The sequence below is a fragment of the Bradyrhizobium cenepequi genome, assembly GCF_020329485.1.
GTDB classification, from domain to species: Bacteria; Pseudomonadota; Alphaproteobacteria; order Rhizobiales; family Xanthobacteraceae; genus Bradyrhizobium; species Bradyrhizobium cenepequi.
Genome location: NZ_JAGKJI010000031.1, coordinates 38,321 through 61,483, shown reverse-complemented (window position 1 = coordinate 61,483; position 23,163 = coordinate 38,321). Strand labels below are relative to the sequence as shown.

Here is a 23,163-nt window from a genome sequence, read left to right as displayed (position 1 = left end):
CTTGTTTGATGCTGCGGAGTGATTTTCTTCCCGGTGCACAGGTATCCTGGCGTGTCGAGATCAGTGTCTAGTGCGACTTCTCCCTGAACGTGCGATGTCGGCGGATCAATGCGTTGGTCGAGCTGTCGTGGCCGAATTTGGGATCGCCTTCGTTGGTGAGTTCCGGGATGATGCGTTGCGCCAGCACCTTGCCGAGTTCGACGCCCCATTGGTCGAATGAATCGATCTGCCAAATTGCGCCCTGCGTGAAGACGTTGTGCTCGTACAGCGCGACGAGTTTTCCGAGCGCCGCGGGTGTTAGCTGTTCCAGCAGAATCGTAGTGGACGGCCTGTTTCCTTCGAACACGCGATGCGGAACGAGCCAATCGGCAGACCCCTCCCGCCTTACTTCGTCAGCCGTCTTGCCAAATGCGAGCGCTTCGCCCTGAGCGAAGACGTTCGCGAGCAGCACGTCATGCTGCTCTCCAAGACGGTTGAGTGTCTTGTGAAAGGCGATGAAGTCGCAGGGAATGAGACGGGTGCCCTGGTGAATGAGTTGGTAGAACGAATGCTGACCGTTGGTCCCAGGCTCACCCCAATAGATCGGACCGGTGTTGTAGTTGAGGGGACTGCCATCGAGCGTGACGTGCTTGCCGTTGCTCTCCATCGTCAACTGCTGGAGATATGCCGGGAACCGTTTCAGGTATTGCTCGTAAGGCAGCACCGCTACCGTCTGCGCGCCAAAGAAGTTATTGTACCAGATGGCGAGCAGCCCCATCAGCACCGGCAGGTTGCGCTCGAACGGCGCGGTGCGGAAATGCTCGTCGATCTCATGGAAGCCGCCGAGCATGGCGCGAAAGTTGTCCGGGCCGATGGCAAGCATCGTCGAGAGTCCGATCGCGGAGTCCATGGAGTAGCGTCCGCCGACCCAGTCCCAGAAGCCGAACATGTTGGCGATATCGATGCCGAACTCCGTCACTTCCTTCGCGTTTGTCGACACCGCGACGAAATGTTTCGCTACCGACTGCTCGTCTCCCCCAAGTCCCGCGAGTGACCAATTGCGCGCGCTCCTGGCGTTGGTCATGGTCTCTAGTGTGGTGAAAGTCTTGGAAGAGATGATGAACAGCGTCTCCGCCGGATCGAGATCGCGGATCGCCTCCACAAAATCGGTGCCGTCCACGTTGGAGACAAACCGGAACGTCATCGCGCGGTCGCTGTAATGCTTGAGCGCCTCGTAGGCCATTACCGGCCCCAGATCGGAGCCGCCGATGCCGATGTTGACGATGTTGCGGATTGGCTTGCCGGTGTGGCCGCGCCACGCACCGCTGCGTACGCGATCGGAAAAATCGGCCATGCGGTCGAGCACTGAATGGACCTGCGGCACAACGTCCTCGCCATCAACCAGGATCGATTGCCCCTTCGGCGCACGGAGCGCGACATGCAGGACGGCCCGCTTTTCGGAAACGTTGATCTTCTCGCCTCCGAACATCGCATCGATCCGCGCGCGGAGCCCGGACTGTTCAGCCAGTTGCAACAGCAGAGCTAGCGTTTCATCGGTAATCCGGTTCTTCGAATAGTCGAGGTAGAGCCCGGCTGCTTCGACCGTCAAGCGCTCGCCGCGTTTGGGGTCTTGAGCAAAGAGCTCGCGCAGATGCAAGCGGTCGATCTTCTGGAAATGGGCGGACAGGGCCTTCCAGGCAGGCAGCTCGGTGACCGTTTTCGTGGCCGTTGCCATTCATCGCTCCTGTTAACGCGCCATGGCGGCTTGCGCAGTTTGTTTGCGCGAGCGAGTGATCTTTCCCTTTAGCGGACCTTTCCACATCTGGAATCCACCCTTGAATGCGTTGGCATTATCCCCAAGCCGGCATAATGGCGGCAGTTTTTTCAATAGTTTGGCGTTGCCGCCGCCCAGCACGACGTCCTCCGGTTGGAGTGCTGCAGCCAGATGTTCAACGACATCTTCGACGTGCTTCCGCCATGCTTTCCTGCCAAATTCCTCCAGCGCGCGGGCGCCGACATAGTCCTCATAGGTCCGCTTCTTGTACGGTAAGTGCCCAAGTTCCATCGGCTGCACGATGCCATCGATGACCATCGCCGAGCCGAGTCCCGTCCCTAGCCCGAGGAACAACATTTTGTCGCCCCGGTAGCTGCCGAGCGCCTGCATCGCCGCATCGTTGATGACTTTCGTCGGCAGTTTGAATGCCGCAGCGAAGTTGAAGCCCATCCAGCCTTTTCCCAGATTGTGAGGTTCCGCCATGGGCCGGTCATGCACGACCGGGCCCGGATAGCCAATCGAGACGAGGTCATATTCCCAGCCATCGGCCAGCTTTTTGACGCTCGATACCATCTGCCGGGCCGTCAGGGTCGGCCCGGAGTCAATTTCTCGTCTCACTGTTTCGCCGGAGGCAAGGATCTTGACGTGGGTGCCGCCCACGTCAATGACCAGTATATTCATGGAAGACCTTTGTCTCGATTGGGACCTAGCTTGCCTTCTTGAGCATCTCGGTCTTGGCAGAGATAACAATCATCAACTCATTCCAGGATTTGATAAACGATTTGGCGCCCTCATCCTGCAATATCGCTGCTAGCGCTTCGATATCGACGCCGGCCTTCGCGAATTGCGAGAGTACCTCTTCGGAATCGCCGCCATCGGGCGGCAACGTCTCTCCAATCTCGCCGTGATCGGCGAGGGCCTTCACCGTGCCTTCCGGCATGGTGTTCACCGTGAGCGGCGCGGCCAGCGCCTTGACGTATAAAACATCAGACGCTGCCGGATCCTTGGTTCCTGTGCTCGCCCATAACAGGCGCTGTGGCCGACCACCCTCGTTGTAGATGCGTCGCGAGCGGGCCGAGCCGAGCAACTCGCAGGCTGCTTTGTAGGTTCGTTTCGCGATTGCGATACCGAGCTGATTGCGTAACGGCACGGGCACTTCGTTCGCGACCGCAGCATCCCAGCGGCTGACGAAAACCGACGCAACGGATCCAACATTTGGATTTAGACCGGCTGCAACGCGCCGCTCGATGCCGCGCAGATATGCGCTGGCCGCAGCGAGATAGTGCTCCCGACTGAACAATAGCGTCACATTCACGGGCACGCCGGCAAAGATCGACTCTTCGATGGCGGGCAACCCTTCTAGTGTGCCGGGTATCTTGATGAAGAGGTTGGGGCGTTTCGCCTGCGCATGCAGCTCCTTGGCCGCCGCGATTGTGCTGGCCGTGTCATGCGCGAGAAGCGGCGAGACCTCGAGCGAGACCCACCCGTCTACACCGTTGGTGCGGTCCCAAATCGGGCGGAACAGGTCTGCTGCCTGGGCTAGATCTTCGATTGCGAGTTCGAAGAATAGCGTCTCGCCGGACGTTCCCTCCGTGAGCTTGCTGCGGATCGCTGAATCATAGTGAGAGCTGTTCTTGATCGCATGGTCGAAGATTGTCGGGTTCGATGTGAGTCCCGTCAGCGACAAGTCGGCGATGTAGCGCCTCAAAGTGCCGCTGGTCAGCAGGTCGCGGGTGATGTTGTCGAGCCAAACGCTCTGTCCGAGTTCGTGGAGCCTTTGTGTTGCCTTCATCGCTTCACCTTCGCACAACTTCGAGTCGTGGGGCTGCCGCAAGCAGGCGACCCAGATCGCAGTCGAGTAGGTCTCCGATCCGGTCCACCGTCACGTCGGGTGTGGCGAAGGAGGCGAGGGCGTTCGCGTCATGCGCATATTGTCCCTGTCGGGGAAGGACGGTGGTGACGCGGGTGCCCCAGGCCTCCTTGACCGCGGCAAGGATACGCGGCTTGTCATCCACTAGAACGTAGTGCAGCGCCGGATAGCGGGCCTCAACATCATCGAGCGCAAGTTCCTTGTGGATGTAGATCAGCACGTGTGAGTTGACTGCCTCCGAAAGCCCGGAGCGCTCAACCTTGCGGGGTTGAAAGACGACGTCGCCATCGGTGAGAAGGACGGTTGGGCCCCACTGACGTAGTCGTTCGAGCACATCCAGCGATCCCGGATACAAACGATTGGCGAACGGGTAATCGACCAGGAACGACGACATGGACAATAGGTGCATGTCCTGCGGGTGTTCGACGCGGTACCGCTGCAGCGCACCGAGATAGTCTCGATATCCCAGTTCTTCGAACAGCTCCTCGAGAATTGCCCAGTACCGATCGCGACAGGCGGCGCCGTACTGGCGCTCGAGGTGGGCCTTGATGTCAGCCTGGATGCGGTCGTTGTCGAGAAGCGTATTGTCGACATCGACCAGAAAGACGACCTGATTCATCGATCTTACCTTTACGCAACTCTCTGCAATATGCTCAGCGTGCGCGCCTAACACGCACAGGACATATTCAAGAGTATGTTACTCCGACTGGCGCTTCTAAATCTTAGTGTGCGAACCGACCTTCGACGTGCCGGGTGTCGTTCCACAGCCAGATCGCTGGTTCTGACTGATCGTGTTCGTACCCAAGTATGCTCAGGCTTGCAGTGTCGAGCGAGAAGAGTCGTCCGGCCTCCGCATCGAGGCCTAACCAGCGTGCCGCCAAAACTCGGAGAAAATGTCCGCTCGAAAACAATAACACGTTACCTGGGACGTTGCGAACGCGCTCCACAATGCGATCCGCCCGGGCACCGACTTGATTCGGTGCTTCTCCTCCCGGACAGCCGTCGCGAAACAATTGCCAGCCCGGACGCTCTTCATGGATCTCCTTTGTGCGACGTCCCTCGTATTGGCCGTAATTCCATTCCAGCAGATCGCAGTCGGGTTCCGCTTCGACGCCGAAACCAGCCAACTCAGACGTCCGGACCGCTCGCTTCAGGGGGCTCGTGAACACTTTTGCGAAAGTGAAACCCAGCAACCGCGAGCCCAAACTCTGCGCATTGAGTTCGCCGTGCTCAGTGAGAGGCAAATCTGTGAGGCCAGTATGCTGGCCTGAGAGGCTCCACGCCGTCTCGCCATGCCTTGCAAGGCAAATGATTGGAAGGACGGCGCTCATGGTCTCGCCCCTTCAGTCGAGCCTCTCGGTGCATACGGTCGACGAACTCGGAACACTTCGTAGCCAAGCCATATCTATCGCGGACATCACGGCACGCCTCGCTGTAGCGAGATCGAAACCGTAATGCGACTTCTTCAACCAAGCAACGACAAGCACTCTAGCGTTGGGAGATTTCGCCCCAACCACGTGTGCGACAGCGATACTGACGTGTTCCCTCGGTGTACGTGACCGGGCCGCAGGCGAGATGAGCGAGGTTGCGAGCAAAAGGTGAATCTCCGTGTGTCTTTCGCCGCCTCGGGCATTGACGATACGCCCATCGTGGGGCTCGATCAGCGTCGAGCGAGCGGAGGAGACGAGATCATGGGCTACAAGCCGATCGAGTCCTACGGCGTCATCGGCGACCTGCACACCGTTGCCCTGGTTGGCATCGACGGGTCCATCGACTGGTGTTGCCTGCCGCACTTTGACTCGCCGAGCGTCTTCGCGGCGATCCTCGACGACCAGAAAGGGGGCTCATTTCGCATCGCCAGTCTCTACGAGGCGCAGCACAAACAGATGTACATGCCTGACAGCAACGTCCTCGTGACGCGCTTTCTTAGCGACCAGGGCGTTGGTGAGGTCGTGGATTTCATGCCGGTCCAAGGCTCGCGCGAGATCAGAAAGATCCACCAGATCGTCCGGGTAGTGCGGGCGGTGCGCGGGTCGGTCCGCTTCCGCCTCGACTGCCGGCCGGCTTTCGACTTCGCCCGCCGGCCCCACCAGGTCGTCCTGGAGGGCCGGGGCGCGATCTTCGAGGCGCAAGGGATGAAAGTCTCGCTAGTCAGCCGCTTCCCGCTGGGTCGGCAGGGCGACGGCGTCGCTGCGGAGTTCGTCCTCAACCCCGGCGAGACAACCACGTTCATCCTCCGCCAGGTGGAGGAGAATGGCCACGACAGCGTTCATGATGGCGTCCTGCTGGAGGCGCGGCTGGTCGGCACGGAGGCCCTGACGCAAACCTTGGCCTTTTGGCGGCAGTGGCTGAGGAAGTGCAACTATTCAGGTCGCTGGCGCGAGATGGTCCACCGCTCGGCGCTGGTGTTGAAGCTGCTGACGTTTGCGCCGACCGGCGCGATCGTGGCGGCGCCTACCTGCGGGCTGCCGGAAGAGATCGGCGGGGTGCGCAACTGGGACTATCGCTATACTTGGGTGCGCGACGCCGCTTTCACCAATTACGCCTTCCTGCGCCTGGGGCTGACGTCGGAGGCAGAGCAGTTCATGGCCTGGTTGGAGCAGCGGGCCGTCGAGGGCGCCCGGGGCGACCCGTTGCAGACTATGTATCGCATCGACGGCGGGCACGAGCTGCCTGAGGAGGTCCTCGGTCACCTCGATGGCTACCGCGGCTCGCGTCCGGTGCGAGTCGGCAACGCCGCCGCCGAGCAGCTGCAGCTGGACATCTATGGCGAGCTGATGGACGCCGTCTACCTGTACGACAAGTACGGGACGCCGACCGCCTATGACTTTTGGTGCCACCTGCGCATGATGCTCGACTGGGTGGCGAACAACTGGGAGCGAGCCGACGATGGCGTCTGGGAGGTGCGCGGTGGACAGCAGCAGTTCGTTTACTCCAAGGTGCAGTGCTGGGTGGCGCTGGACCGAGCGATCCGCCTTGCGCAGAAGCGGAGCCTGCCGCTGGACCGCATACGCCTGGCCGCGGAGCGAGACCGCATCTACGAAGCCATCATGACGCGCGGCTGGGATGCGGAGCGGCAGACCTTCGTGCAGCACTTCGCCACCGACGCGGTGGATGCGTCCAACCTGATCATGCCGCTCGTCTTCTTCCTGTCGCCGACCGACCCCCGCATGCGCGGGACGCTGGATCGGACCATGGCGGAGCTGGTCGCCGACAGCCTGGTGCACCGCTACGAGATCGGCAGAGGAGCCGGCGACGGCCTGACCGGGAGTGAGGGGACGTTCAATATGTGTACGTTCTGGCTGGTGGAAGCGCTGGCCCGGGCGGGCCGCGCCGAGGAGGCCCGCTTCATCTTCGAGAAGATGCTGACCTACGCCAACCACCTCGGCCTGTACGCCGAGGAGACGGGTCCGTGTGGCGAAGCGCTGGGCAACTTCCCGCAGGCATTCACTCACATCGGGTTGATCAGCGCCGCGTTCAACCTGGACCGCCGGCTCGGCGTGGGGCCTTGAGTAGGGTCGGACCATGACCGGGCAGGTCGCTTACATAGGGACTTCCGTCCCAGACTGGGTGAGGGAGCTTTCGAGCAGCGATCCGCTCCAGCGTCGCCTCGGCGCATATGCCCTGGGCGAGATCGGCCCCGCGGCAACCGAGGCTGTGTCCGACCTCGCCGCGGCCCTCCAGGACCAGGTTGGGTTCGTGCGCGTCTGGGCGGCGGCGGCCCTCGCCCGGGTGGCGCCGCCGGGTGGTGAGTCAGTCACCGTCCTCATCGCGGAGTTGGGCAACGAGCTTGCCTTCGTCCGCAGCCTGGCGGCCTGGCACCTCGGGCGCCTCGGTCCGGCCTTCCCAGGGATCGAACAAGCCCTCCTCCCCCTCCGACAGCTAACGGGTGATACCGATCCGAGCGTGCGGGTGGAGGCCGCGCTAGCGCTTGGGATGCTTGAGGGGAAGGGCGCCCCGCCGCCGGAGCTGAAGTCCCTGTGCACTTGATGTTTTCGATTGAAGACAGAATTTGGGGTGGCCAGAGGACATCGGTGCCACGCGACCGTCCTCCGAGTGCACCAAAGGCGTAAGTCCTTGATACAGAAATATTTTCGCGATTTGTCATTGCTCGATCCATACGGTCATGCCCGGCTCGAGGCCTGCCACCTCTCCCTGCGGATCAAGGCGCAAGCGCAGTGTATTGTGGTCGTGATCGCCAATCACGCGCTCGGCCTGCCAGGTGGCAAAGACGCCGAGCGGCCGCTGTTCGGTGATGACGCTTTTGATTGCGCCATCGGCGCCGTTCCGCATCACCCTCACCGTTTCTCCCATCGCGAGACCATTGAGATGGTCTTCGCGTACATTGAATGAAAGCCATTGCTTGCCCGCCGCCTCGACCACCAGGATCGGTTGGCCCGCGCGCACGTTCTCGCCGACTTCTGCGGCGATGACGCTGACGATGCCGTCGGCTGGCGCACGCAAGACCATCTTGTCGAGGCGGCGCTCGAGCACGGCGACCGCGGCCGCTGCGGCCTGCACCTGCGCGTCGGCGATCGCGCGTTCCTCCTGGGTCGGACCCGCCACGGCCGCATCGTAGTTCGCCTGGGCCTCCGCCACATCGGCGCGGGCGCTCGCAGCGTCGTTTTCGGCCTGGTCAAGCGCCTGCTGGGACTCAAAGTTCTGGCGTGCCAGCGTGCTGGTCCTTGTCAGCTGGGCCTGCACATAGTCCAAGCGGGCGCTTGCCTTGGCGATTGCAGCTTTGAGAGAGTCGACCTGTTCACGGCGAACGCCGGCATAGACGTTATTGCGGTTTGCTGCTGCGGAGGCGAGGGCGGCGCGCGCCTGATCCACCTGTGCCGTCAACTCAACCGCGGAGAGCCGCGCCAGGATATCGCCGGCACGCACGTGCGCGCCCTTCTTGACCGCGATCGACATGAGTTGACCGGTCACCTCCGGCTCAACCCTCACTTCGGTCGCCCGCACGACACCAACGATTGCGGCGGGCGATCCGGTACGGCGCACGGAGTAGATCAGAACGCCCGCGGCGAGCACGAGTGCGATCACAACGACGGCGACAAGCCTAGCCCTGCGCATGGCCGGCCCATTTCCTCGAAATCATGTGGCTTATCGATTGCTCGCGCTTGGATGTTTTGATGCCTTACTTGGTCAAAGTTGCTGTTTTCGCGCCGGTCGTCACTCGACTTCGGACGCGGCCGCCTCGTCGAAGGGCGTCTGCCCGATGAAATAACCGATCAAACGAGCATTGGCTTGGCTGAGCCAAAATCCGGTGTGCGGCCGATCGCTGCTCATCGCCCGTCCCCGCGAGCCAAGCGTAAAACAGCAAGGGTGGCTCCATCCATTCGTGTAGCAAGAGGCCGTAGCGCCAATGCGGTACAGAGATTAAGCGACGAGTGTTGTTGGTTGGGCCGCCGGACAGGCGCGCAACGTCGAAAGCTGCGTTGCCCAGGCGCGTCGCGTATGGTGACTCATGGATAGGCTGGCAGTTGCTGGAGGGCATCGCGCAAGCCATCCAATTCGCTCGGGAAGCATCCCGCAGAGCGCCTGGCGGCGTGGCGCTGCGTGATTGGCAAACAGGATGGCAGGGGAGCTTAGCTCTACGATCACACGAAACGACGGCTGCAGGACTTACCAATCACCTTAATCGAGGACGTTGTCGTGAACGCCCGGTATGGCAGATCCTCGATCTTCAGCTCATCGCAGGCTCGCGTGAATGCCGCGCTCACTAAACGGTGATTTTACGGAAATACCCGACGCTGACCTCTGGTGATGATCCGTTGCTGGAGCATGATCTCCCATGCATCATAACCGGTGAGATTCAGAAGCGGGACTTTCTGATCGTTGCCATCCTTCGCGCGAGGATCCTTGCGGTCGCGGAATATCAGGAGCCGCCTCTTCATATCGACGTCCGGCCAATCCGGTCGGCAGATCTCCTCCTGTCGCATGGTTGTTGCAACAAAGTACCGAACAATGCGGCCCATTGGAATAAATTGTCGACAATTGCTTTCGAAGTACTCAATGAGTTCATCAACCGATGGCAGAGCGCTGATCGGCACGGGCAGCCCGTTCCCGCCGGTGACCCGGAACGGCCGGACCGTCGCGATCGATCAGACCAACAACTCGTATATCTTTCCTGGTGTCGGCCTTGGCGTCCTCGCATCCGGCGCAAAACGCGTGAACGACGCGATGTTCATGGCGGCGGCCAAAGCCCTGGCGGCGTTGTCGCTGACCGCCAAGGACAAGAACCGGCGCCTGCTGCCGCCGGTGACCGAGTTGCGTCGCGTCGCCATCGCGCTTTAGCTTATTGTTTGCGCATGATCTTCTCGGAAAACCGCTGCACACTTTTCCGGATCGTGCGCTACAAAGTCGAATACGAATGTGCCATTGCTCGGGTTGGCGCAATTGTAATTGCCTCGCATCTCAATGCAAATGCGCTTCGGCGCTCGTGCTTGCTGCCACGTGATCAAGCGCTCGTATAAGAGTGCCGGGTGTCAGCAGCTCTGGAAGCGGTTCTCCCTGAGGCTGGTGGGGTCCGTAGACCACGTCGAGTGGAATGCCGAACCTTGCGAAGTGGCGCAAATACATCGCAATCGCTGGATCTGGCCGCGTCCAATCCGCACGCATCCGGACGACGTCCGGTTGGTCAAGACGCGAGAGAACTCTATCGTTCTCGAACACCGTCAATTCATTGACTTTGCAGGTCAGGCACCAAGTGGCTGTGACGTCCACAAGGACAGTTTTGCCTTCGCCGACCAAGCGCTGCAACGCGACAGGGTCAAAGGTTTGCCATCGGGGTTCGGCCGAGGTGTGGAAGGTAGGCGAAGCCGCCGAGATGCTAACGACGAGCGGAGCTACGGCGAGAATAGCAGTCGCGGCGCGCGACCCACGGCTCAGGATGGTGCCTTCCCAGAACCGCAGTAGGGCGCGAAATCCGATCAAGGCCACAAGAAGAATGCTTGTGGTCGCCGCGACGAGAGCGCCAGCCGTGCTCCATAAAATGAACAACAACCATACCGCCGTTCCAAGTAGCAGAACGCCGAGCGCCTGACGCAGCAAGATCATCCAACGGCCAGGACGGGGAAGCCATCGCACGCAGCCGGGGAACACCGCCGCAGTCAAATACGGCAGCGACATGCCGATCCCGAGGCAGAGGAAGATAGTAAGGATCTCCGAGGGGCCCTGCGTGAGCGCAAATCCGACCGCGGTCCCGACAAAGGGCGCAGAACATGGCGTCGCGAGCAGCGTTGCAAAGGCGCCGGCCAGAAAGGCCTCAAGCGCGAGATGATGGGTAGGGCCCAGCGCAAGTGCAACCATTGATGACGGCACCGCGATCGGAAGCAGCTCGAAGAAGCTTGCTGCAAACAGCACTGTCACCGTCGCCATGCCAGCTAGGAACCATGGTTGTTGAAACTGAATCCCCCAACCGAGTGTAGCGCCGAACCATTTCAGAATGACGAGTGACAGTGCGATCAGAAGGAAACTGAACGTAATACCGCCTGCCGTGGCTAGTGCGCCCAGCCGGATCACCCGTAGTCCTTCGCTCGCGTGTCGGGTGAAGGCGAATAGCTTGATCGAGAGCACCGGAAGCACGCAGGGCATGAGGTTGAGGATAATGCCGCCAAGCAGGGCGGATAGCAGTGCGGCGAGCATTCCCAAGCCGGCTGATGCCGCTCCAGCACTATTTGCGGTCGTCGAGAATTCCGCTGCCCGATCCTGGTCGACGAACGTTAGCGTCAAGGGATGATCGGTGGGCAACGATCCTGGTAGCGCTACGGTCAGTTGTGCGGATCGGCGATTGTCCTGAAGATCGACCGCCGGTGCAGCGGGAATCACATTACCTGCGCCTTCGACAATGAGGTCGGGCCGCATGAACGGCTCGACGCTCCGCAGGTCGACCGTGAGCGTGTGTGCGGACCCATGGCCGCCGATTACTGCTCGTATGACATCAATTTGGACCGCTTGTGGGGTGCCGGGGACTCTTGTTTTGGCCTGATCGATCAGGGGCGCTTCCGTCGCAGGTGTTCCAGCGCCAGGTGACAAGGGCAAGGTCAGGTTAGCCTGATAAGGCACACAGACATCCGAACACGCCGCGTAGCTCACGCCCACCTCGATCCGGGCGGCGGCAGTGGAGTTCTTGATACGGAGTTTGATCGGAAGGACGACCCGGCCCTCATAAGTATAGTTCTGCAGACCTTCAATCACCAGGCGATGCGGTGCGGGCCAGGCCACGTCAGCGCCGGCAACATTGTCCGAACGAGACCAGTCGATCTGCGGCGGAACGCCTGCATCTCCCGGTGTGCGCCAGTATCCGTGCCAACCGTCCGCAAAGCGGAATTCCAAGCCCGCATCGAGTGTGGCACCTGCGACGTCCTCGACGCTCGTGATCAGCCGTACGGCAGCATGCTTGTCTCCGACCCATCCAGTAGCTGCGGCGTGCGCAGCCCCGCCGGTAGAGAGCGCTGTTCCGAGGCAGAGCGCAAACAAAGGTAGGCGGACACGAGCGAGCGTCATGAGTCTGACCTATGGCGATGTGTCGATCAAGCCAAAGGGCCGGCCAGCGGATTGTCGATGTGCTCGACTTCGAACGCATCGCTGGCCCTTACGCTGGGGGCACCGTCATGGCGATGTCGTGAGGTTTGCAAGATCAGGTGGAGCTGTCGGACAGGCGCGACGCGCCAACGATTCGGCCATCTGGAGCTTGGAGAATGACGGCAACGTCCTGACCTTCGGGAAAACCTTCGCTGATGTGCAATGGCGCGCCAGACCAGTCGCCGACGGACCGGATCGACCGAACGACATTGGCTTCGTCTAGGGTCCGACCCGCGTTTTCGCCGCGTCCAATGGCGGTGCGATGATCGTGATCGAACCCGACCAGCAACACCCGCCCGCTGCCGCTGCCGCTTCCGATCTCGATCGACACACGGCCGCCATCCTTCGTGACGTTGATGTTAGCGGTTCGGCTGTCGTTCTTAGCCCGCTCAATAGCAGATCCGACTTCCTGACGATGCGAGCCGACGTAGCTCTTAGCGCCATCCACAACAATTTCTGGGGTATAGGAGCCGTCGCCGAAGCGGTGACCATACCGGTCTTGCCGCTCAGTCGCCGCTTCCAGCGAAAACGGGTCCTTCCAGCCCAATCTGTCCCAATAGGTGACGTGAAATGCCAAGGGCAAGACGTCGTGGCGGCCTTGGGACAATTCGTTCAAGTAAGCGTTAGCAGGAGGACAAGACGAGCATCCTTGCGAGGTGAACAGTTCGACCACGACGGGACGCTCGGTGGCCCCTGCAACTGCAGGAGCGAGGCAGGCAGCGAATCCGAGCGAAATCAGAAAGCGCAACAACATGATGATCCTCCGACGGTTGGATAAACCGTATTCGCTGCCGGGCGTCGGGTGTTACGCGACGCGCACCACACAAAATCTTGAAGGCGTACCACTCGGGCCGAGCCACACCTTCGCCGCGCGTGTCTTCGCGCGCTGGGCAGGCTTCGCTTCGGGCCGCCCTGCACCGGCTCGACATCGTTGGCCAGCTCGACCAGCTTGCGCGCGGAGACGACCCAGCCTGCCGCGACGTTCGTCAGCTTCAGCCTCGATAGCCGAAAGCAAATGATTGCTTCGTTCTTGATGGGCCCGAGCGGAAGTCGCTCGCCTATCCGCAAAAGTTGCGGCCCCGCATGCACGTCATTGTGAGCCGGGAACTGTAGATGAATGTAACAACAGTGCTGCCCCGCGCGAACGCTGTAACGAACGCGCATTTCGCGCGCCAGTCGGGACCAATCTTCAAAGAAGCAACTCACATGAAAATATCGTTCAATGTCGCTGAAAACGGCGGCGGCTCTTATCGTCTGCTGGCCATCCTCCGCTGGGTCATGGTTGTCGTCTTTGTGTCATTCGGCATACAAAAATTCACGTTGCAGTCGGCACAGGGCATCGTTCAGTACATCAGCAACAGCCCATTTATTTTCTGGTTGTCAGTGTTCGGCCTTAGGGGAGAAGCCGATGTCCTCGGCGTTGCCGAGTTTGCCATTGCGGCGCTGCTGGTGGCAGGGGCCTTCAGTCCGATCCTGTCAGCCGTCGGTTCGCTGATGGGCGTGGTCACTTTTGCGATCACGTGGTCATTCTTCTTCACGACGCCAGGGGTCGTTAAATGGAGTCTTTCGACCGACCCGATCGCCTGGAATCTGGCCGGCGAGTTTCTGTTCAAGGACATCGTCCTGCTTTGCGTCTGTGTCGTGTTGTTCCTGGCTTCTTTGCCGCAGTCCGTTGTCCGATCACGGACAACCTAGAACTTCCACGACGCGACAAGCACTTTCGTTGGACTTGCGCCGTCTCTCGCCGAGGACGCGCGAGCAGTGATTTAGCAGCGGTCAGTCATGGCGCGAAGCGGACGCCCGCCGATGTAGCCAAGATCGGAGTTGGAGACCGTGAGCCATCGGGACCGCCTAAGCCGGTTTCGAGTCCTCAGGTCTTCGACGCTTTGTCGCCTGGCCGATGACCCTGGGTTTCGAGAAGTCCGCTTCCGGTTCCAGCGCGCCACCAGGATTGGTGACGTTCCCTGTGAATGCCTCTTTCTCGTCTCCGAGCATCTCATCCCGGTCCGGCCTTCCAGCGCGGATCGCCAACGGCAAAGATGATCGCGATGGCGTGGCGAACCTCCGCGAACTGCTGCTCGCCTAACTCGACGTCAGGATGTGGCCGACCCGGGGCGTTTACTACGTCGCCGAGCAGAGAGAGTATTGTCCAACACCGTGAGCGCCGGCTACGCCGGATCCTCCTGCGTTAAAAAGAGCGTCAATCTTCTGATGATGGGGGCTGCAAACAACACGATTGGGCAGCATTAAAACCCAAGCAATCAGCCAAGACTGAAGCCAATGGATCAAAAATGATCCACCTGTGAGAAAGTCGAAACTCGCGATGGCCGCCGCAATCGCGCTGGTTAGACCCGATTGAATGACGCCATACAAAAAATGAGCGTATCGGCGCGAAACGCTCAGCCAACCGGTCGGCCTGAATGTGGGGACCCTGCTTCGCATCTTAAGCAGTCTTTGCTTTTGCATTTTTGCGGTTTATTTCAAGGCGCCGGTCGACCAATGCAACGATACCGTCAATAACCGGATGGTTCATGCCCTTTTGCTTGGCAATGAGCTGAACAAGCTTGTCCGCGCGCTCGATATTCGGTGCGCCATTGTTGAGTGCGCGCGCAGCCGAAGCAGGGCGCGAAAGGCTTTCTGCCGCCGCGGCGTACTTCTCGAAAGGTACCAATTCCTCACGTATGGCGCCGAGTTTGACGCAAAGATCGACTACAAAGTCATAGACTGACTTCGATTCCGCGAGGTTGGAGTGGACCGCTTCCTGCGCCGTACGCATGCCGTCTGCAGTAATGCATCGATAGTTTCCAGCGAGAAGCATGGCCCATTTGGCCAGCGGAACAAAGATCGAATTGTGCACGCGCAGCTTAACCGGCAGATCGATTGCCCCTTCAGGCGTGTCGAAGCGAACGGCGTCGATGTCCTTCTCAAGCTGATGCAGAATGGCCGTGCTGGAGTCACTGTGAAAGCGTGCGACCTTAAAGTTGGTTGGCAGGGTGACCTGCAACACGTTCACTTTCTCTTCCGGCGGACGAATCGCTTGAGGGTCGGGGCTGCACAGCGTAAGCGTGCCGGGATCGAAGCTGTCCCATACCCCAGGCTCGGTATAGGCCGCCTTCACGGCATCGTAGTCCAGGCCGGGAATGCGCTTCACGTATGGCAGCGGTGGCATGTTCATAATGGACATGCATGGCACGAGGGATTTCCCGATCGCGTCAACGAGTTCACGCACACCCGGGGAGCCGTATTGAGGTTCCTGCATCGCGAGCCCGATCAGGTCGTAATCCTTCGGATTCACATCGGCTGGACCGGCGGCCGAAACCCTTCCGGGCAGCTTCCGGGAATCGATCTCGATTTGGTTCTTGCGACCCTTGATCGGCATCCTCACACGGAAGCCTTCGGAATTGATTAGATCCGCCTCGGTGGGCAGACAGACAAGTTTCACATTGTGACCGCCAAACATGATCTTGGAAGCCAGAAGTGATCCATAGGATGCGCCAAGAATCAGAATGTTATAGTTGGCCATGGCAGTTGCTCTTCAAATTGGGACCGTTGTTGGGTTCGAGGCCGCTTTCGCAGGGGTGTAACGAGCTTGCTGAACATGGATCAGGAGATTTGTAGATACTCTCTTGCGAGAGCCGACACGATCAGGCGAGCAGTTTCGGCAAGCCGCTTAGACCGGCGACGCGATGATCGGGCTCAAATCCCAACTGATCCATCTGCATGCGGATCGCCTTGAACATCGTCAACGGGCGGATCAGGTCGCTCTTTCTGCATTCCAGCGCCATCGCATCGGTAGTGACGCGCTCGATCCACGCGACATTGAGCCCGAATGCCTTGGCACCACAGACATCAAATGGATTGGATGACACGAACAGGACTTCGCTCGGCTTCACGCCGAGGTTGGATTCGATCAGCGTGTAGGCCTCGGGACTTGGCTTGAAGATTTTCTTTGAGTCGATGCTAATGGTGGCGTCGAGAATCTTATCGAGCGCGGTGTTGCGGACCAGTGCATTGAGCATGTCGGTGCTGCCGTTGGACAGGATGGCGAGCTTGTAGCCTTTCAAGGCGACAAGGGCTTCCCTGGCATCGGGATAGAGATCGAGATGAACATACTTGTCCATGATCCTGTCGAAGATGCCAGCGTCTGGCTTCAAGCCCAATACCATCAGCGTATAGGTCAACGACTCGCGGGTAATGACCGAAAAGTCCTCGTAACGCTGCATAAGCGATCGCAGCCAGGTATATTCCAGCTGCTTTAGGCGCCAGATCTGGGTAATAATTTCGCCATAACCTGGAAACGCGTCGTCGGTCACGGCGGCGACCGACTGGACATCGTAAAGGGTGCCATAGGCGTCGAAGACAACAGCTTTGATGGTCACGGAGCCACTCTTTTTTTGCAGGGAAGGGATAACCGCCGTGACGAATCACGGTAGGGTTCTGTTTCAGCAGCGCATCCGCTGTTTATTTCGGAGCGACGCCAGTGTGAACCTGAAGCAGGAACGCGTCGAAGCGGTTTTCGTTCTCCATATCGCGTCCTGCGATCAAGGTGCCGAGCACCGCGCCGAGGAAGCCGAGCGGCAGCGATACGACAGTCGGATTGACCAGCGGCCAGAGCGCGTCCGCGCCGCGCATCGCAGGACCGATCATCGCTAGCACCACCGACGACACCAGTCCGACCGCCATGCCGCCCACGACGCCTCCGGTGTTGAAGCGCCGCCAGAACAGCGACAGGATCAGCACCGGGAAATTGGCACTGGCTGCGATGCAGATCGCCAGGATCACCAGCACGGCGACATTGACGCCTTGCGCGAGAATGCCGAGCGTAATCGCCAGCAGGCCAATCACAATCGCGGCGATTCGCGCGACCCAGACCTCCTGCTTGCCGCTGATCTGGCCACGCTTGACCCAGTTGGCGTAGAAATCATGCGCGATCGTGCCTGATGTCGACAACGTCAGCGCCGATACCACAGCGAGAATGGTGGCCACCGCAACGGCGGCGACGAAGCCAAGCATCAGGTCGCCGCCGAAAGTGCCTTTGCCGCCGCCGAGAAACTGCGCCAGCAATGGCAGTGTCAGGTTGCCGCCCTTGTCGGCAGCGCGGATCACGTCCTGTCCAACGAAATTCGCCGCCGCCAATCCGAACACCGTCGTGCCCGCGAAGAATGCGCCGGCAAGAAACATCACCCAAACCACCGAACGCCGCGCAGTTTTGGCGTCCGGCACGGTGTAGAAACGCGTCATCACGTGCGGCAATCCGGCCAGGCCGAGCACATAGCCGAGACCGAGGGAGATCTGGTCAAACGGGTTCTTCAGGTAATTTCCGGGCAGCAGGTATTGGGCGCCATATTTCTGCTCGGCGTCGGCGAACAAGGTCAGCGGGTTAAAATGCACCATCGACAACGCCATCACCAGAATGATCGCGCCCCCGCTCAGCATCAGCACGGCCTTGACGATTTGCACCCATGTCGTCGCCAGCATGCCGCCGAACGCCACGTAGACGATCATGCTGACGCCGACGAAGATCTCGGCCCAGTCGTAAGAGATGCCCGTCAGCAACCGCACCAGAACGCCCGCGCCGGCCATCTGCGGCATCAGGTAGGCAAAGTTCACGACCACCGTACCGGCGATGGCCGCTAGCAGGGCGGTCCGCGTCTGCATACGGCTTCGGATGACGTCGCCGAGCGTGTATTTTCCGGTGTTGCGCAGCGGTTCGGCGATTAGGAACAGCACCGTGCAGAACGCCACCAGCGGGCCGAGTGCATAGAAGGCGCCGTCCATGCCATACAGCGCAGTCAGGCCGGTAAATCCCAAAAAGGCTGCGGCGCTGCACCAGTCGCCTGCGAGCGCAAAGCCGTTCTGCGCGGCGGTAAGCTGGCTGTCGGCGGCGTAAAAGTCGGCCCTGGTCGCCGTGTGTTTCGCTGCCCAGTAGGTGATGCCGAGCGTAATCAGGAGAATGGCGGTGAAGATGCTGAGCGTGATGCTCATGTCAATTCCCCCGGCCGCTGATATCCGCCGCGGCGCGCGCCGCCAGCGGGTCGAACTTGTCGGCCGCGACGCGCCCATAGACGATCGCGAGCACCCATGACAGCAGGTAATTGAAGGCGATCAGCACGAAGCCGAGATTGACCGAACCGATGATCCTGGTGCCCATCAGGCCTTTGGCAAACCCGGCAAGGATGGTCAGACCAATATAGCCGACCATAAAAATGATCGTCATCGGCACCAGATAACTGAGCTTTTCGGCGATAAGCGCCTTGACCGAGGCGTGCGCAGCCTCAAGCGATGTCCCGTTGCGAGCCATGAACCATTCCCTCCAGGGTTTTATCGTTCGTATCGCGTCCTTAATGCCTCCGATGCAAGGCATGGGCGATCTGCTTCTCGCATTGCAGCGAATTGGCCAGCCGCGCCGCATGGTGATGCGTTTTGGTGACCCCACGTCTTTACGATCGGTTTGTGAAGTGACAAAATGAATAATAACGATGATTAATATCGTAATCCGCGATAATGGAGCCGGCATGAATCTCGATACCGATTGTCTGCGTTCCTTTCTCGTCGTCGCCGATACCATGAGCTTTTCGCGCGCCGCCGAAAGCGTCGGTCGTTCGCAATCGACCGTCAGCCAGCAGATCGCCAAGCTCGAAACGCAGATCGGCAAGGGCCTGCTGACCCGCCGCAAGGGCAGGGTGCTCGAACTGACCTCCGAGGGCGGCAAGCTCGTGAAATACGCGCGCCGGATCCTGCAGCTCAACGATGAGGCCTATGCCTCGATGTCCGACGATGCGCTGTCGGGCTTCGTCAGGCTCGGTGTGCCGCTCGACTTTTTCGGCCGCGATTTCACGACTTGGCTGGCGCGTTTCAAGAACAGGCATCCGATGGTCGGAATGGAAGTGGAAGCCAATCAGTCGGAGAATTTGCTGAAGCGGAGCGCGCGGGGCGAATTCGATCTGGCGTTCTTCAAACAGGAAACCGGCGCGAAGCTCGGTACCGTGGCGTTGCGGGAACAACTGGTCTGGGTCAGCGGGCCGAACTTTGTGGCGGACGCCGCTGAATCGGTTCCGCTGATCCTGTTTCCCGAAGGATGTGCCTACCGGCGCTGTGCAGTGGCAGCGCTTCAGCACAGCAAGCGATCTTGGCACCTTAGTTTTATCAGCCCAAGCTTCGAATGTCTGAAGTCGGCCGCGCTGGAAGGCTTGGGAATCACCGTGCTCGCGCGCGCACTGGTCGCGCCGCCGCTGCGCGTGGTGCGTCATGGCTTGCGCCTGCCGCAGCTTCCGACCGTCGAGCTGGTTTATTCTCAGGGTCGGCGGAGCAATTCCCGCGTGGTCAGCGAGCTCGCCACTTACCTCGCAGAAAGCCTGACCAACGCCGGACCAGCGCATACCTCTGCCTTTTCGACGTGATCGAAATAGTTCCGCTCGTAACCTGCCACGAATAGTCGGCCAGGCTCACGCGGCCGGCCGCGACTCTACAAAGTGATCGTTTCAGGGACGTTACGAATGAAGAGACAAGAGAGCGTTCCATCCATTCTTGAAACGGACGCCACAGGCGTGACGGCGGCAATCTACTCGGATATTCGGAAGGTACTCGGTACGAGCGTCGTGAATCTCATTTGGCGCAATTTGGCGACGATGCCGGGCGCGCTACAATGGACGTGGTCCACGGTGCGCCCCCTTTATACAGGCTCTGCACCGGTGCATGCCGAAGCGATACGTCGCACGCTTCCGCTGCCGGAGGTGCCCGGTTTTTCTGCGGACACCTTGGCAGCTGCCGGTTTGCAGCGGCCCGACCTGACTGCGATATGCAATGTGCTCGACAGCTATCAATATACAAATGCTCTTGCCCTTGTGGTGCTATCGGCCTTGCTGGCGCTTTTCGAACCGCTGTCCGTCGATCCCTTGCTGCCCTCCGATACAGCGCCGTTGCCGCCGAGTGTGGAATTACCAGCCCTTCCGTCGATGGCGGCGCTACCCCCTGAGGTGGTTCGACTGATTGAAGAGTTGAATCGCTTCGGCGAGGACAGTGAGCCATCCCTGATTGCGAGTATGTATCGACATCTGGCGTACTGGCCGGCTTATTTGGCATTAGTACGAACAATGCTGGTGCCGCTGCAGGTGGACGGGCGGTTAGACGCCCTCACTCGCACTACCCGCGCGCTAGGACGTGCGCATGGTCAGTTGCTTGCGTCACAATTGAAGCCTTGTACGCCGCCCGAGACAGGCAAGGATGCTCTCGCCGCCTGTCGGCTGTTTGTGGAGCATCCGATTGCTCGGATGACCGGACTCTGCGCGATGATCCGACGTGCCACGAATGGATAGTTGGCGCCGCAGAGCGTAGCTCCGCGGTTTGTCGAAGCGCTTCTAACCGGAGAACCAATTAGTCCAATCGATCTATTCGGCCGCAACACGACGCTCCAAGACTTCTAGGACATCTAGTGGATCAGTCCGCCGGTAGTCGACACCTGTGTCGGCAAACAGGATCAAACCGTCCGAGCCAATCACATAAGTTGCCGATAGCGGCAGGGACCATTCGCCGGGCGCGCCGTTCTTGGATGGGATGTCCAGTTTGAACCCCTCGTAAGCTGTGCGCAATGCGTCGGTGAAGGCATAGACCACTCCGAAAGCTCTACCGATCCGCTGTCCGACATCGCTGAGGACTGGAAACGTCAAAGCATTCTTTTCGGCCGTGCTCAGGGAGTCATCCGGCTTCTCAGGGCTGATGGCAACCAGGCTGGCGCCGGCTAGCTGAGGTTCAGAGGGCCGCCGACCGATCGGGCTTACTGCACGGTCTTGCGACGTGGCACAGACGGGGTATTGTCCAACAATCCAAATACGGGGCGCACGAGGCCTTCTAGCAGCTTGCGCTCTGGCCGAACGCGCGCAAGCACGCGAATGCCGAGGAGAATGCCTAGAAGGGATTTGGAGAGATCCTCGGCGGAATGCGCCTTCGTGATGGATCCATTCCTCTGGCCGTTGGAGACGCATCGAAAGAAGAAGCTTTCCACTTCATCGAGGAATGTGGCCACGATCTCGAGAAATTTGCTGTCGTGTGGAGCGCTCTCGATGGCCGAATTCACCAGCATGCACCCGCGACGCTGTTTGTCCGTAAGCGACCGTTTGATGATTTCCTGCAGAAACGCCACGATGGCTTCGCGAGGCGGAAGGCTGGGTTCCAGCCGCCGAATGCGCTCCCGAAACGTCTGATCGAGATACCGATTGAGCGCGCGCTCGTACAGCGAGCGCTTGTCGCCAAAGGCGTTGTAGAGGCTCGCACCCGCGATGTTCATCTCGTCCGCCAGATCGCGCACTGACGTCGCCTCATAGCCGCGCTGCCAGAATCTCTCGATGGCAGCATCCAGCACCGCAGCTTCGTCGAACTCGCGCGGCCTCGCCATTGTCGCATATCTCCTTTCAATCGGCCTCGGCGGCCGTAACATAATTGCATAGCACTCGAAATGGGGGCCTGACAATTGCCAGGCTCCCGCAGGCTACATCCCACAGGGCCGAAGTCCTGATGGAGACGGCGATTCGGGCTTTTATTATAGATCGAACGATCTATAATAAACCAGTCCGGCCTCGACGCATGTAAGAGAACGGTGGCCGAAGGTGAGTGGAGCGATTTGTGACCGTCCAATCGGAGAGCGCGCTGCCCGCGACGTTACGGGCCCAGTGGCCGTATGTGCCGCGTTACGCAAACGTCAATGGCTGGCGCATGCACTACATTGACGAGGGGGAAGGAGACCCCGTCGTCCTGCTCCACGGTAACCCGACTTGGGGATTCCTGTACCGCAACATGATCGGTCCCCTCGTCAATTCGGGGCGCCGCGTGATCGTTCCGGACATGATCGGGTTTGGCCTTTCCGAGAAGCCGACCCGCGAAGCTGCTCATTCTCTGGATGGACACACCGCTAATCTTACAGCGCTCATGCGTCAGCTCGACCTGACCCGGATCACGCTCGTATGCCACGATTGGGGCGGGCCGACAGGGCTATCGTTTGCTATGAGCAATCCTGCTCGCGTTCGTGCGCTCACGATCATGAGCACCTGGGCATGGCCCTTGCCACCGGCCGAATTCCACACGCGCATTTTTCCGTGGCGTATGATGCATGCCCCGCTGGTCGGACCCTATCTTTTGGGAAATCATCGTGCGCTTGCCGGTCGCGGCGTCTACCTCTCGGTAGTCAACCGTGAGCAGTTTGCCCATGCAGCTCAGGGTGCCTACGAGGCCGCGCTGCCAGACCCCGCCACGCGTCTCCTCACCTGGGTTTGGCCACGCTGGATCCCGCTTGATGAGAACGCCCGGGCCTATGAGCGTTTCAGATGGCTTGAGCAGGAACTGTCTCGGTCGAAGTTTCCCACTTTGATCATCTGGGGGCGCGAGGACGAGGTCTTCGACGCTACGACCTTTTCGAACCGCTTCAAGCAATTGCTTCCCCATGCCGAAGGACCACATCTTGTCACCGGCCGCCATTTCCTGCAGGAGGATTCCGGTCCCGAGATCGCGGGGCTGGTCCGCTCCTTTCTGAAACGCCTCGACGGAGGATGAGCGATGACCGAGGTGGCAGTCATTGCGAAGCCGGATCTCCAGGGCAAACGGCTCTCGTTCGCTCTGGCCGAAGATTGCGTGGCGCATTACCCCGAGTTCCGCGACTTCTTCGTCCGAACGTTTGATCTGGACCGAAAGGGGCTCGCAGAACCGGGTTTTGTCCGCGCTCCGTCCGGCATTACCTACGCGCTTGTTTTCATCGGCCGAAGCGGTGAACCCTTCCCATCGGGCGTTGAGATCCATGCCATCGTGGATGCGCTCGAGCCTCTCGACGGGACGATCTTGGACCGGGATCTCTGGTTGATTCTGCGATGGATGATCGGCGGCGTCGGTGCGCCCTGGACGGTCGAGGATTTCGACCGGACGGGACGTTTGTATCGCGTGCCAACGCCCCCGCCGGCCTGATCCC

Annotated in this window: 23 protein-coding genes; 8 read left to right on the top strand and 15 right to left on the bottom strand. The window is 60.1% G+C overall.

Annotation, left to right across the window (positions count from 1 at the left end; all coding sequences use genetic code 11):
- Window positions 1–67: 67 nt before the first annotated feature.
- The 5 genes from pgi to J6497_RS27240 all read right to left on the bottom strand — a co-directional run bounded on the left by pgi (window position 68) and on the right by J6497_RS27240 (window position 4,954).
- A complete protein-coding gene (pgi, locus tag J6497_RS27260) occupies window positions 68–1,714 on the bottom strand; it encodes a glucose-6-phosphate isomerase (RefSeq protein ID WP_225707361.1) in 1,647 nt (548 codons plus the stop codon).
- A gap of 12 nt (window positions 1,715–1,726) precedes the next feature.
- Complete coding sequence (locus tag J6497_RS27255) at window positions 1,727–2,434, bottom strand: ROK family protein (RefSeq protein WP_225707360.1); 708 nt, start codon at window positions 2,432–2,434, stop codon at window positions 1,727–1,729.
- Window positions 2,435–2,459: 25 nt separating this feature from the next.
- Window positions 2,460–3,545: a transaldolase gene (gene tal / locus J6497_RS27250; protein ID WP_225707359.1), complete on the bottom strand. Its 1,086-nt coding sequence runs from the start codon at window positions 3,543–3,545 to the stop codon at window positions 2,460–2,462.
- A 4-nt stretch (window positions 3,546–3,549) separates the two neighbouring features.
- The gene (locus J6497_RS27245) at window positions 3,550–4,242 is read right to left on the bottom strand and encodes an HAD family hydrolase (RefSeq protein WP_225707358.1); all 693 of its coding nucleotides are present in this window, start codon (window positions 4,240–4,242) and stop codon (window positions 3,550–3,552) included.
- A 103-nt stretch (window positions 4,243–4,345) separates the two neighbouring features.
- Entirely contained in the window at window positions 4,346–4,954 is a 609-nt protein-coding gene (locus tag J6497_RS27240) for a histidine phosphatase family protein (RefSeq protein ID WP_225707357.1), read from the bottom strand.
- A gap of 279 nt (window positions 4,955–5,233) precedes the next feature.
- Between J6497_RS27240 and J6497_RS27235 the strand changes: the two genes are divergently transcribed.
- Window positions 5,234–7,135, top strand: a complete 1,902-nt coding sequence (locus J6497_RS27235; RefSeq protein ID WP_225707356.1) for a glycoside hydrolase family 15 protein — start codon at window positions 5,234–5,236, stop codon at window positions 7,133–7,135.
- 13 nt (window positions 7,136–7,148) lie between these two features.
- Window positions 7,149–7,613, top strand: coding sequence for a HEAT repeat domain-containing protein (locus J6497_RS27230; protein WP_225707355.1), 465 nt, complete (start codon window positions 7,149–7,151; stop codon window positions 7,611–7,613).
- A gap of 114 nt (window positions 7,614–7,727) precedes the next feature.
- On the opposite strand, the gene J6497_RS27225 is transcribed toward J6497_RS27230, so the two are convergent.
- Entirely contained in the window at window positions 7,728–8,657 is a 930-nt protein-coding gene (locus J6497_RS27225) for an HlyD family secretion protein (protein ID WP_225707354.1), read from the bottom strand.
- Window positions 8,658–9,641: 984 nt separating this feature from the next.
- Here J6497_RS27225 and J6497_RS27220 point away from each other — a divergent pair.
- Window positions 9,642–9,923, top strand: a complete 282-nt coding sequence (locus tag J6497_RS27220; protein WP_312010364.1) for a malic enzyme-like NAD(P)-binding protein — start codon at window positions 9,642–9,644, stop codon at window positions 9,921–9,923.
- A 120-nt stretch (window positions 9,924–10,043) separates the two neighbouring features.
- Here J6497_RS27220 and J6497_RS27215 read toward each other — a convergent pair whose 3' ends face one another.
- Together J6497_RS27215 and J6497_RS27210 are read right to left on the bottom strand one after the other, a co-directional pair.
- Window positions 10,044–12,134 carry a protein-disulfide reductase DsbD family protein gene (locus tag J6497_RS27215; RefSeq protein WP_225707353.1) on the bottom strand — a complete coding sequence of 697 codons (2,091 nt, stop codon included), beginning with the start codon at window positions 12,132–12,134 and terminating at the stop codon, window positions 10,044–10,046.
- Between the two features lie 133 nt (window positions 12,135–12,267).
- Window positions 12,268–12,966 carry a DUF1223 domain-containing protein gene (locus J6497_RS27210; protein WP_225707352.1) on the bottom strand — a complete coding sequence of 233 codons (699 nt, stop codon included), beginning with the start codon at window positions 12,964–12,966 and terminating at the stop codon, window positions 12,268–12,270.
- 452 nt (window positions 12,967–13,418) lie between these two features.
- On the opposite strand from J6497_RS27210, the gene J6497_RS27205 reads away from it, so the two are divergent.
- The gene (locus J6497_RS27205) at window positions 13,419–13,907 is read left to right on the top strand and encodes a YkgB family protein (RefSeq protein WP_225707382.1); all 489 of its coding nucleotides are present in this window, start codon (window positions 13,419–13,421) and stop codon (window positions 13,905–13,907) included.
- 426 nt (window positions 13,908–14,333) lie between these two features.
- Here the strand turns inward: J6497_RS27205 and J6497_RS27200 are convergent, their stop codons facing one another.
- The 5 genes from J6497_RS27200 to J6497_RS27180 form a co-directional block, all read right to left on the bottom strand.
- On the bottom strand, window positions 14,334–14,654 hold the full coding sequence (locus J6497_RS27200) for a DUF2798 domain-containing protein (RefSeq protein WP_312010363.1): 321 nt from the start codon (window positions 14,652–14,654) through the stop codon (window positions 14,334–14,336).
- A gap of 1 nt (window position 14,655) precedes the next feature.
- The gene (locus tag J6497_RS27195) at window positions 14,656–15,735 is read right to left on the bottom strand and encodes a hypothetical protein (RefSeq protein ID WP_225707351.1); all 1,080 of its coding nucleotides are present in this window, start codon (window positions 15,733–15,735) and stop codon (window positions 14,656–14,658) included.
- A gap of 121 nt (window positions 15,736–15,856) precedes the next feature.
- Window positions 15,857–16,591, bottom strand: coding sequence for a haloacid dehalogenase type II (locus J6497_RS27190; RefSeq protein WP_225707350.1), 735 nt, complete (start codon window positions 16,589–16,591; stop codon window positions 15,857–15,859).
- 82 nt (window positions 16,592–16,673) lie between these two features.
- The gene (locus J6497_RS27185) at window positions 16,674–18,197 is read right to left on the bottom strand and encodes a solute symporter family protein (RefSeq protein ID WP_225707349.1); all 1,524 of its coding nucleotides are present in this window, start codon (window positions 18,195–18,197) and stop codon (window positions 16,674–16,676) included.
- Between the two features lies 1 nt (window position 18,198).
- On the bottom strand, window positions 18,199–18,729 hold the full coding sequence (locus tag J6497_RS27180; RefSeq protein ID WP_225707348.1) for a DUF485 domain-containing protein: 531 nt from the start codon (window positions 18,727–18,729) through the stop codon (window positions 18,199–18,201).
- Between J6497_RS27180 and J6497_RS27175 the strand changes: the two genes are divergently transcribed.
- Complete coding sequence (locus tag J6497_RS27175) at window positions 18,728–19,612, top strand: LysR substrate-binding domain-containing protein (RefSeq protein ID WP_225707347.1); 885 nt, start codon at window positions 18,728–18,730, stop codon at window positions 19,610–19,612. The genes J6497_RS27180 and J6497_RS27175 overlap by 2 nt on opposite strands.
- A 96-nt stretch (window positions 19,613–19,708) precedes the next feature.
- Window positions 19,709–20,527, top strand: a complete 819-nt coding sequence (locus J6497_RS27170) for a hypothetical protein (protein ID WP_225707346.1) — start codon at window positions 19,709–19,711, stop codon at window positions 20,525–20,527.
- Between the two features lie 72 nt (window positions 20,528–20,599).
- Here the strand turns inward: J6497_RS27170 and J6497_RS27165 are convergent, their stop codons facing one another.
- Both J6497_RS27165 and J6497_RS27160 read right to left on the bottom strand, forming a co-directional pair.
- Window positions 20,600–20,980 (bottom strand): redoxin domain-containing protein, encoded by a 381-nt coding sequence (locus J6497_RS27165; RefSeq protein WP_225707381.1) that lies wholly within the window; start codon window positions 20,978–20,980, stop codon window positions 20,600–20,602.
- Between the two features lie 5 nt (window positions 20,981–20,985).
- Window positions 20,986–21,603: a TetR/AcrR family transcriptional regulator gene (locus J6497_RS27160; protein ID WP_225707345.1), complete on the bottom strand. Its 618-nt coding sequence runs from the start codon at window positions 21,601–21,603 to the stop codon at window positions 20,986–20,988.
- Between the two features lie 227 nt (window positions 21,604–21,830).
- Between J6497_RS27160 and J6497_RS27155 the strand changes: the two genes are divergently transcribed.
- Window positions 21,831–22,754 carry an alpha/beta fold hydrolase gene (locus tag J6497_RS27155; protein WP_225707344.1) on the top strand — a complete coding sequence of 308 codons (924 nt, stop codon included), beginning with the start codon at window positions 21,831–21,833 and terminating at the stop codon, window positions 22,752–22,754.
- A 3-nt stretch (window positions 22,755–22,757) separates the two neighbouring features.
- Window positions 22,758–23,159 carry a hypothetical protein gene (locus J6497_RS27150; protein WP_225707343.1) on the top strand — a complete coding sequence of 134 codons (402 nt, stop codon included), beginning with the start codon at window positions 22,758–22,760 and terminating at the stop codon, window positions 23,157–23,159.
- Window positions 23,160–23,163: the final 4 nt, after the last annotated feature.

Bases quoted from the DNA above. Each gene is read 5' to 3' on its own strand.
- pgi (WP_225707361.1), bottom strand. From the start codon at position 1,714: ATGGCAACGGCCACGAAAACGGTCACCGAGCTGCCTGCCTGGAAGGCC.
- J6497_RS27255 (WP_225707360.1), bottom strand. From the start codon at position 2,434: ATGAATATACTGGTCATTGACGTGGGCGGCACCCACGTCAAGATCCTT.
- tal (WP_225707359.1), bottom strand. From the start codon at position 3,545: ATGAAGGCAACACAAAGGCTCCACGAACTCGGACAGAGCGTTTGGCTC.
- J6497_RS27245 (WP_225707358.1), bottom strand. From the start codon at position 4,242: ATGAATCAGGTCGTCTTTCTGGTCGATGTCGACAATACGCTTCTCGAC.
- J6497_RS27240 (WP_225707357.1), bottom strand. From the start codon at position 4,954: ATGAGCGCCGTCCTTCCAATCATTTGCCTTGCAAGGCATGGCGAGACG.
- J6497_RS27230 (WP_225707355.1), top strand. From the start codon at position 7,149: ATGACCGGGCAGGTCGCTTACATAGGGACTTCCGTCCCAGACTGGGTG.
- J6497_RS27220 (WP_312010364.1), top strand. From the start codon at position 9,642: ATGAGTTCATCAACCGATGGCAGAGCGCTGATCGGCACGGGCAGCCCG.
- J6497_RS27215 (WP_225707353.1), bottom strand. From the start codon at position 12,134: ATGACGCTCGCTCGTGTCCGCCTACCTTTGTTTGCGCTCTGCCTCGGA.
- J6497_RS27210 (WP_225707352.1), bottom strand. From the start codon at position 12,966: ATGTTGTTGCGCTTTCTGATTTCGCTCGGATTCGCTGCCTGCCTCGCT.
- J6497_RS27205 (WP_225707382.1), top strand. From the start codon at position 13,419: ATGAAAATATCGTTCAATGTCGCTGAAAACGGCGGCGGCTCTTATCGT.
- J6497_RS27200 (WP_312010363.1), bottom strand. From the start codon at position 14,654: ATGCGAAGCAGGGTCCCCACATTCAGGCCGACCGGTTGGCTGAGCGTT.
- J6497_RS27195 (WP_225707351.1), bottom strand. From the start codon at position 15,735: ATGGCCAACTATAACATTCTGATTCTTGGCGCATCCTATGGATCACTT.
- J6497_RS27185 (WP_225707349.1), bottom strand. From the start codon at position 18,197: ATGAGCATCACGCTCAGCATCTTCACCGCCATTCTCCTGATTACGCTC.
- J6497_RS27175 (WP_225707347.1), top strand. From the start codon at position 18,728: ATGAATCTCGATACCGATTGTCTGCGTTCCTTTCTCGTCGTCGCCGAT.
- J6497_RS27180 (WP_225707348.1), bottom strand. From the start codon at position 18,729: ATGCCGGCTCCATTATCGCGGATTACGATATTAATCATCGTTATTATT.
- J6497_RS27170 (WP_225707346.1), top strand. From the start codon at position 19,709: ATGAAGAGACAAGAGAGCGTTCCATCCATTCTTGAAACGGACGCCACA.
- J6497_RS27160 (WP_225707345.1), bottom strand. From the start codon at position 21,603: ATGGCGAGGCCGCGCGAGTTCGACGAAGCTGCGGTGCTGGATGCTGCC.
- J6497_RS27150 (WP_225707343.1), top strand. From the start codon at position 22,758: ATGACCGAGGTGGCAGTCATTGCGAAGCCGGATCTCCAGGGCAAACGG.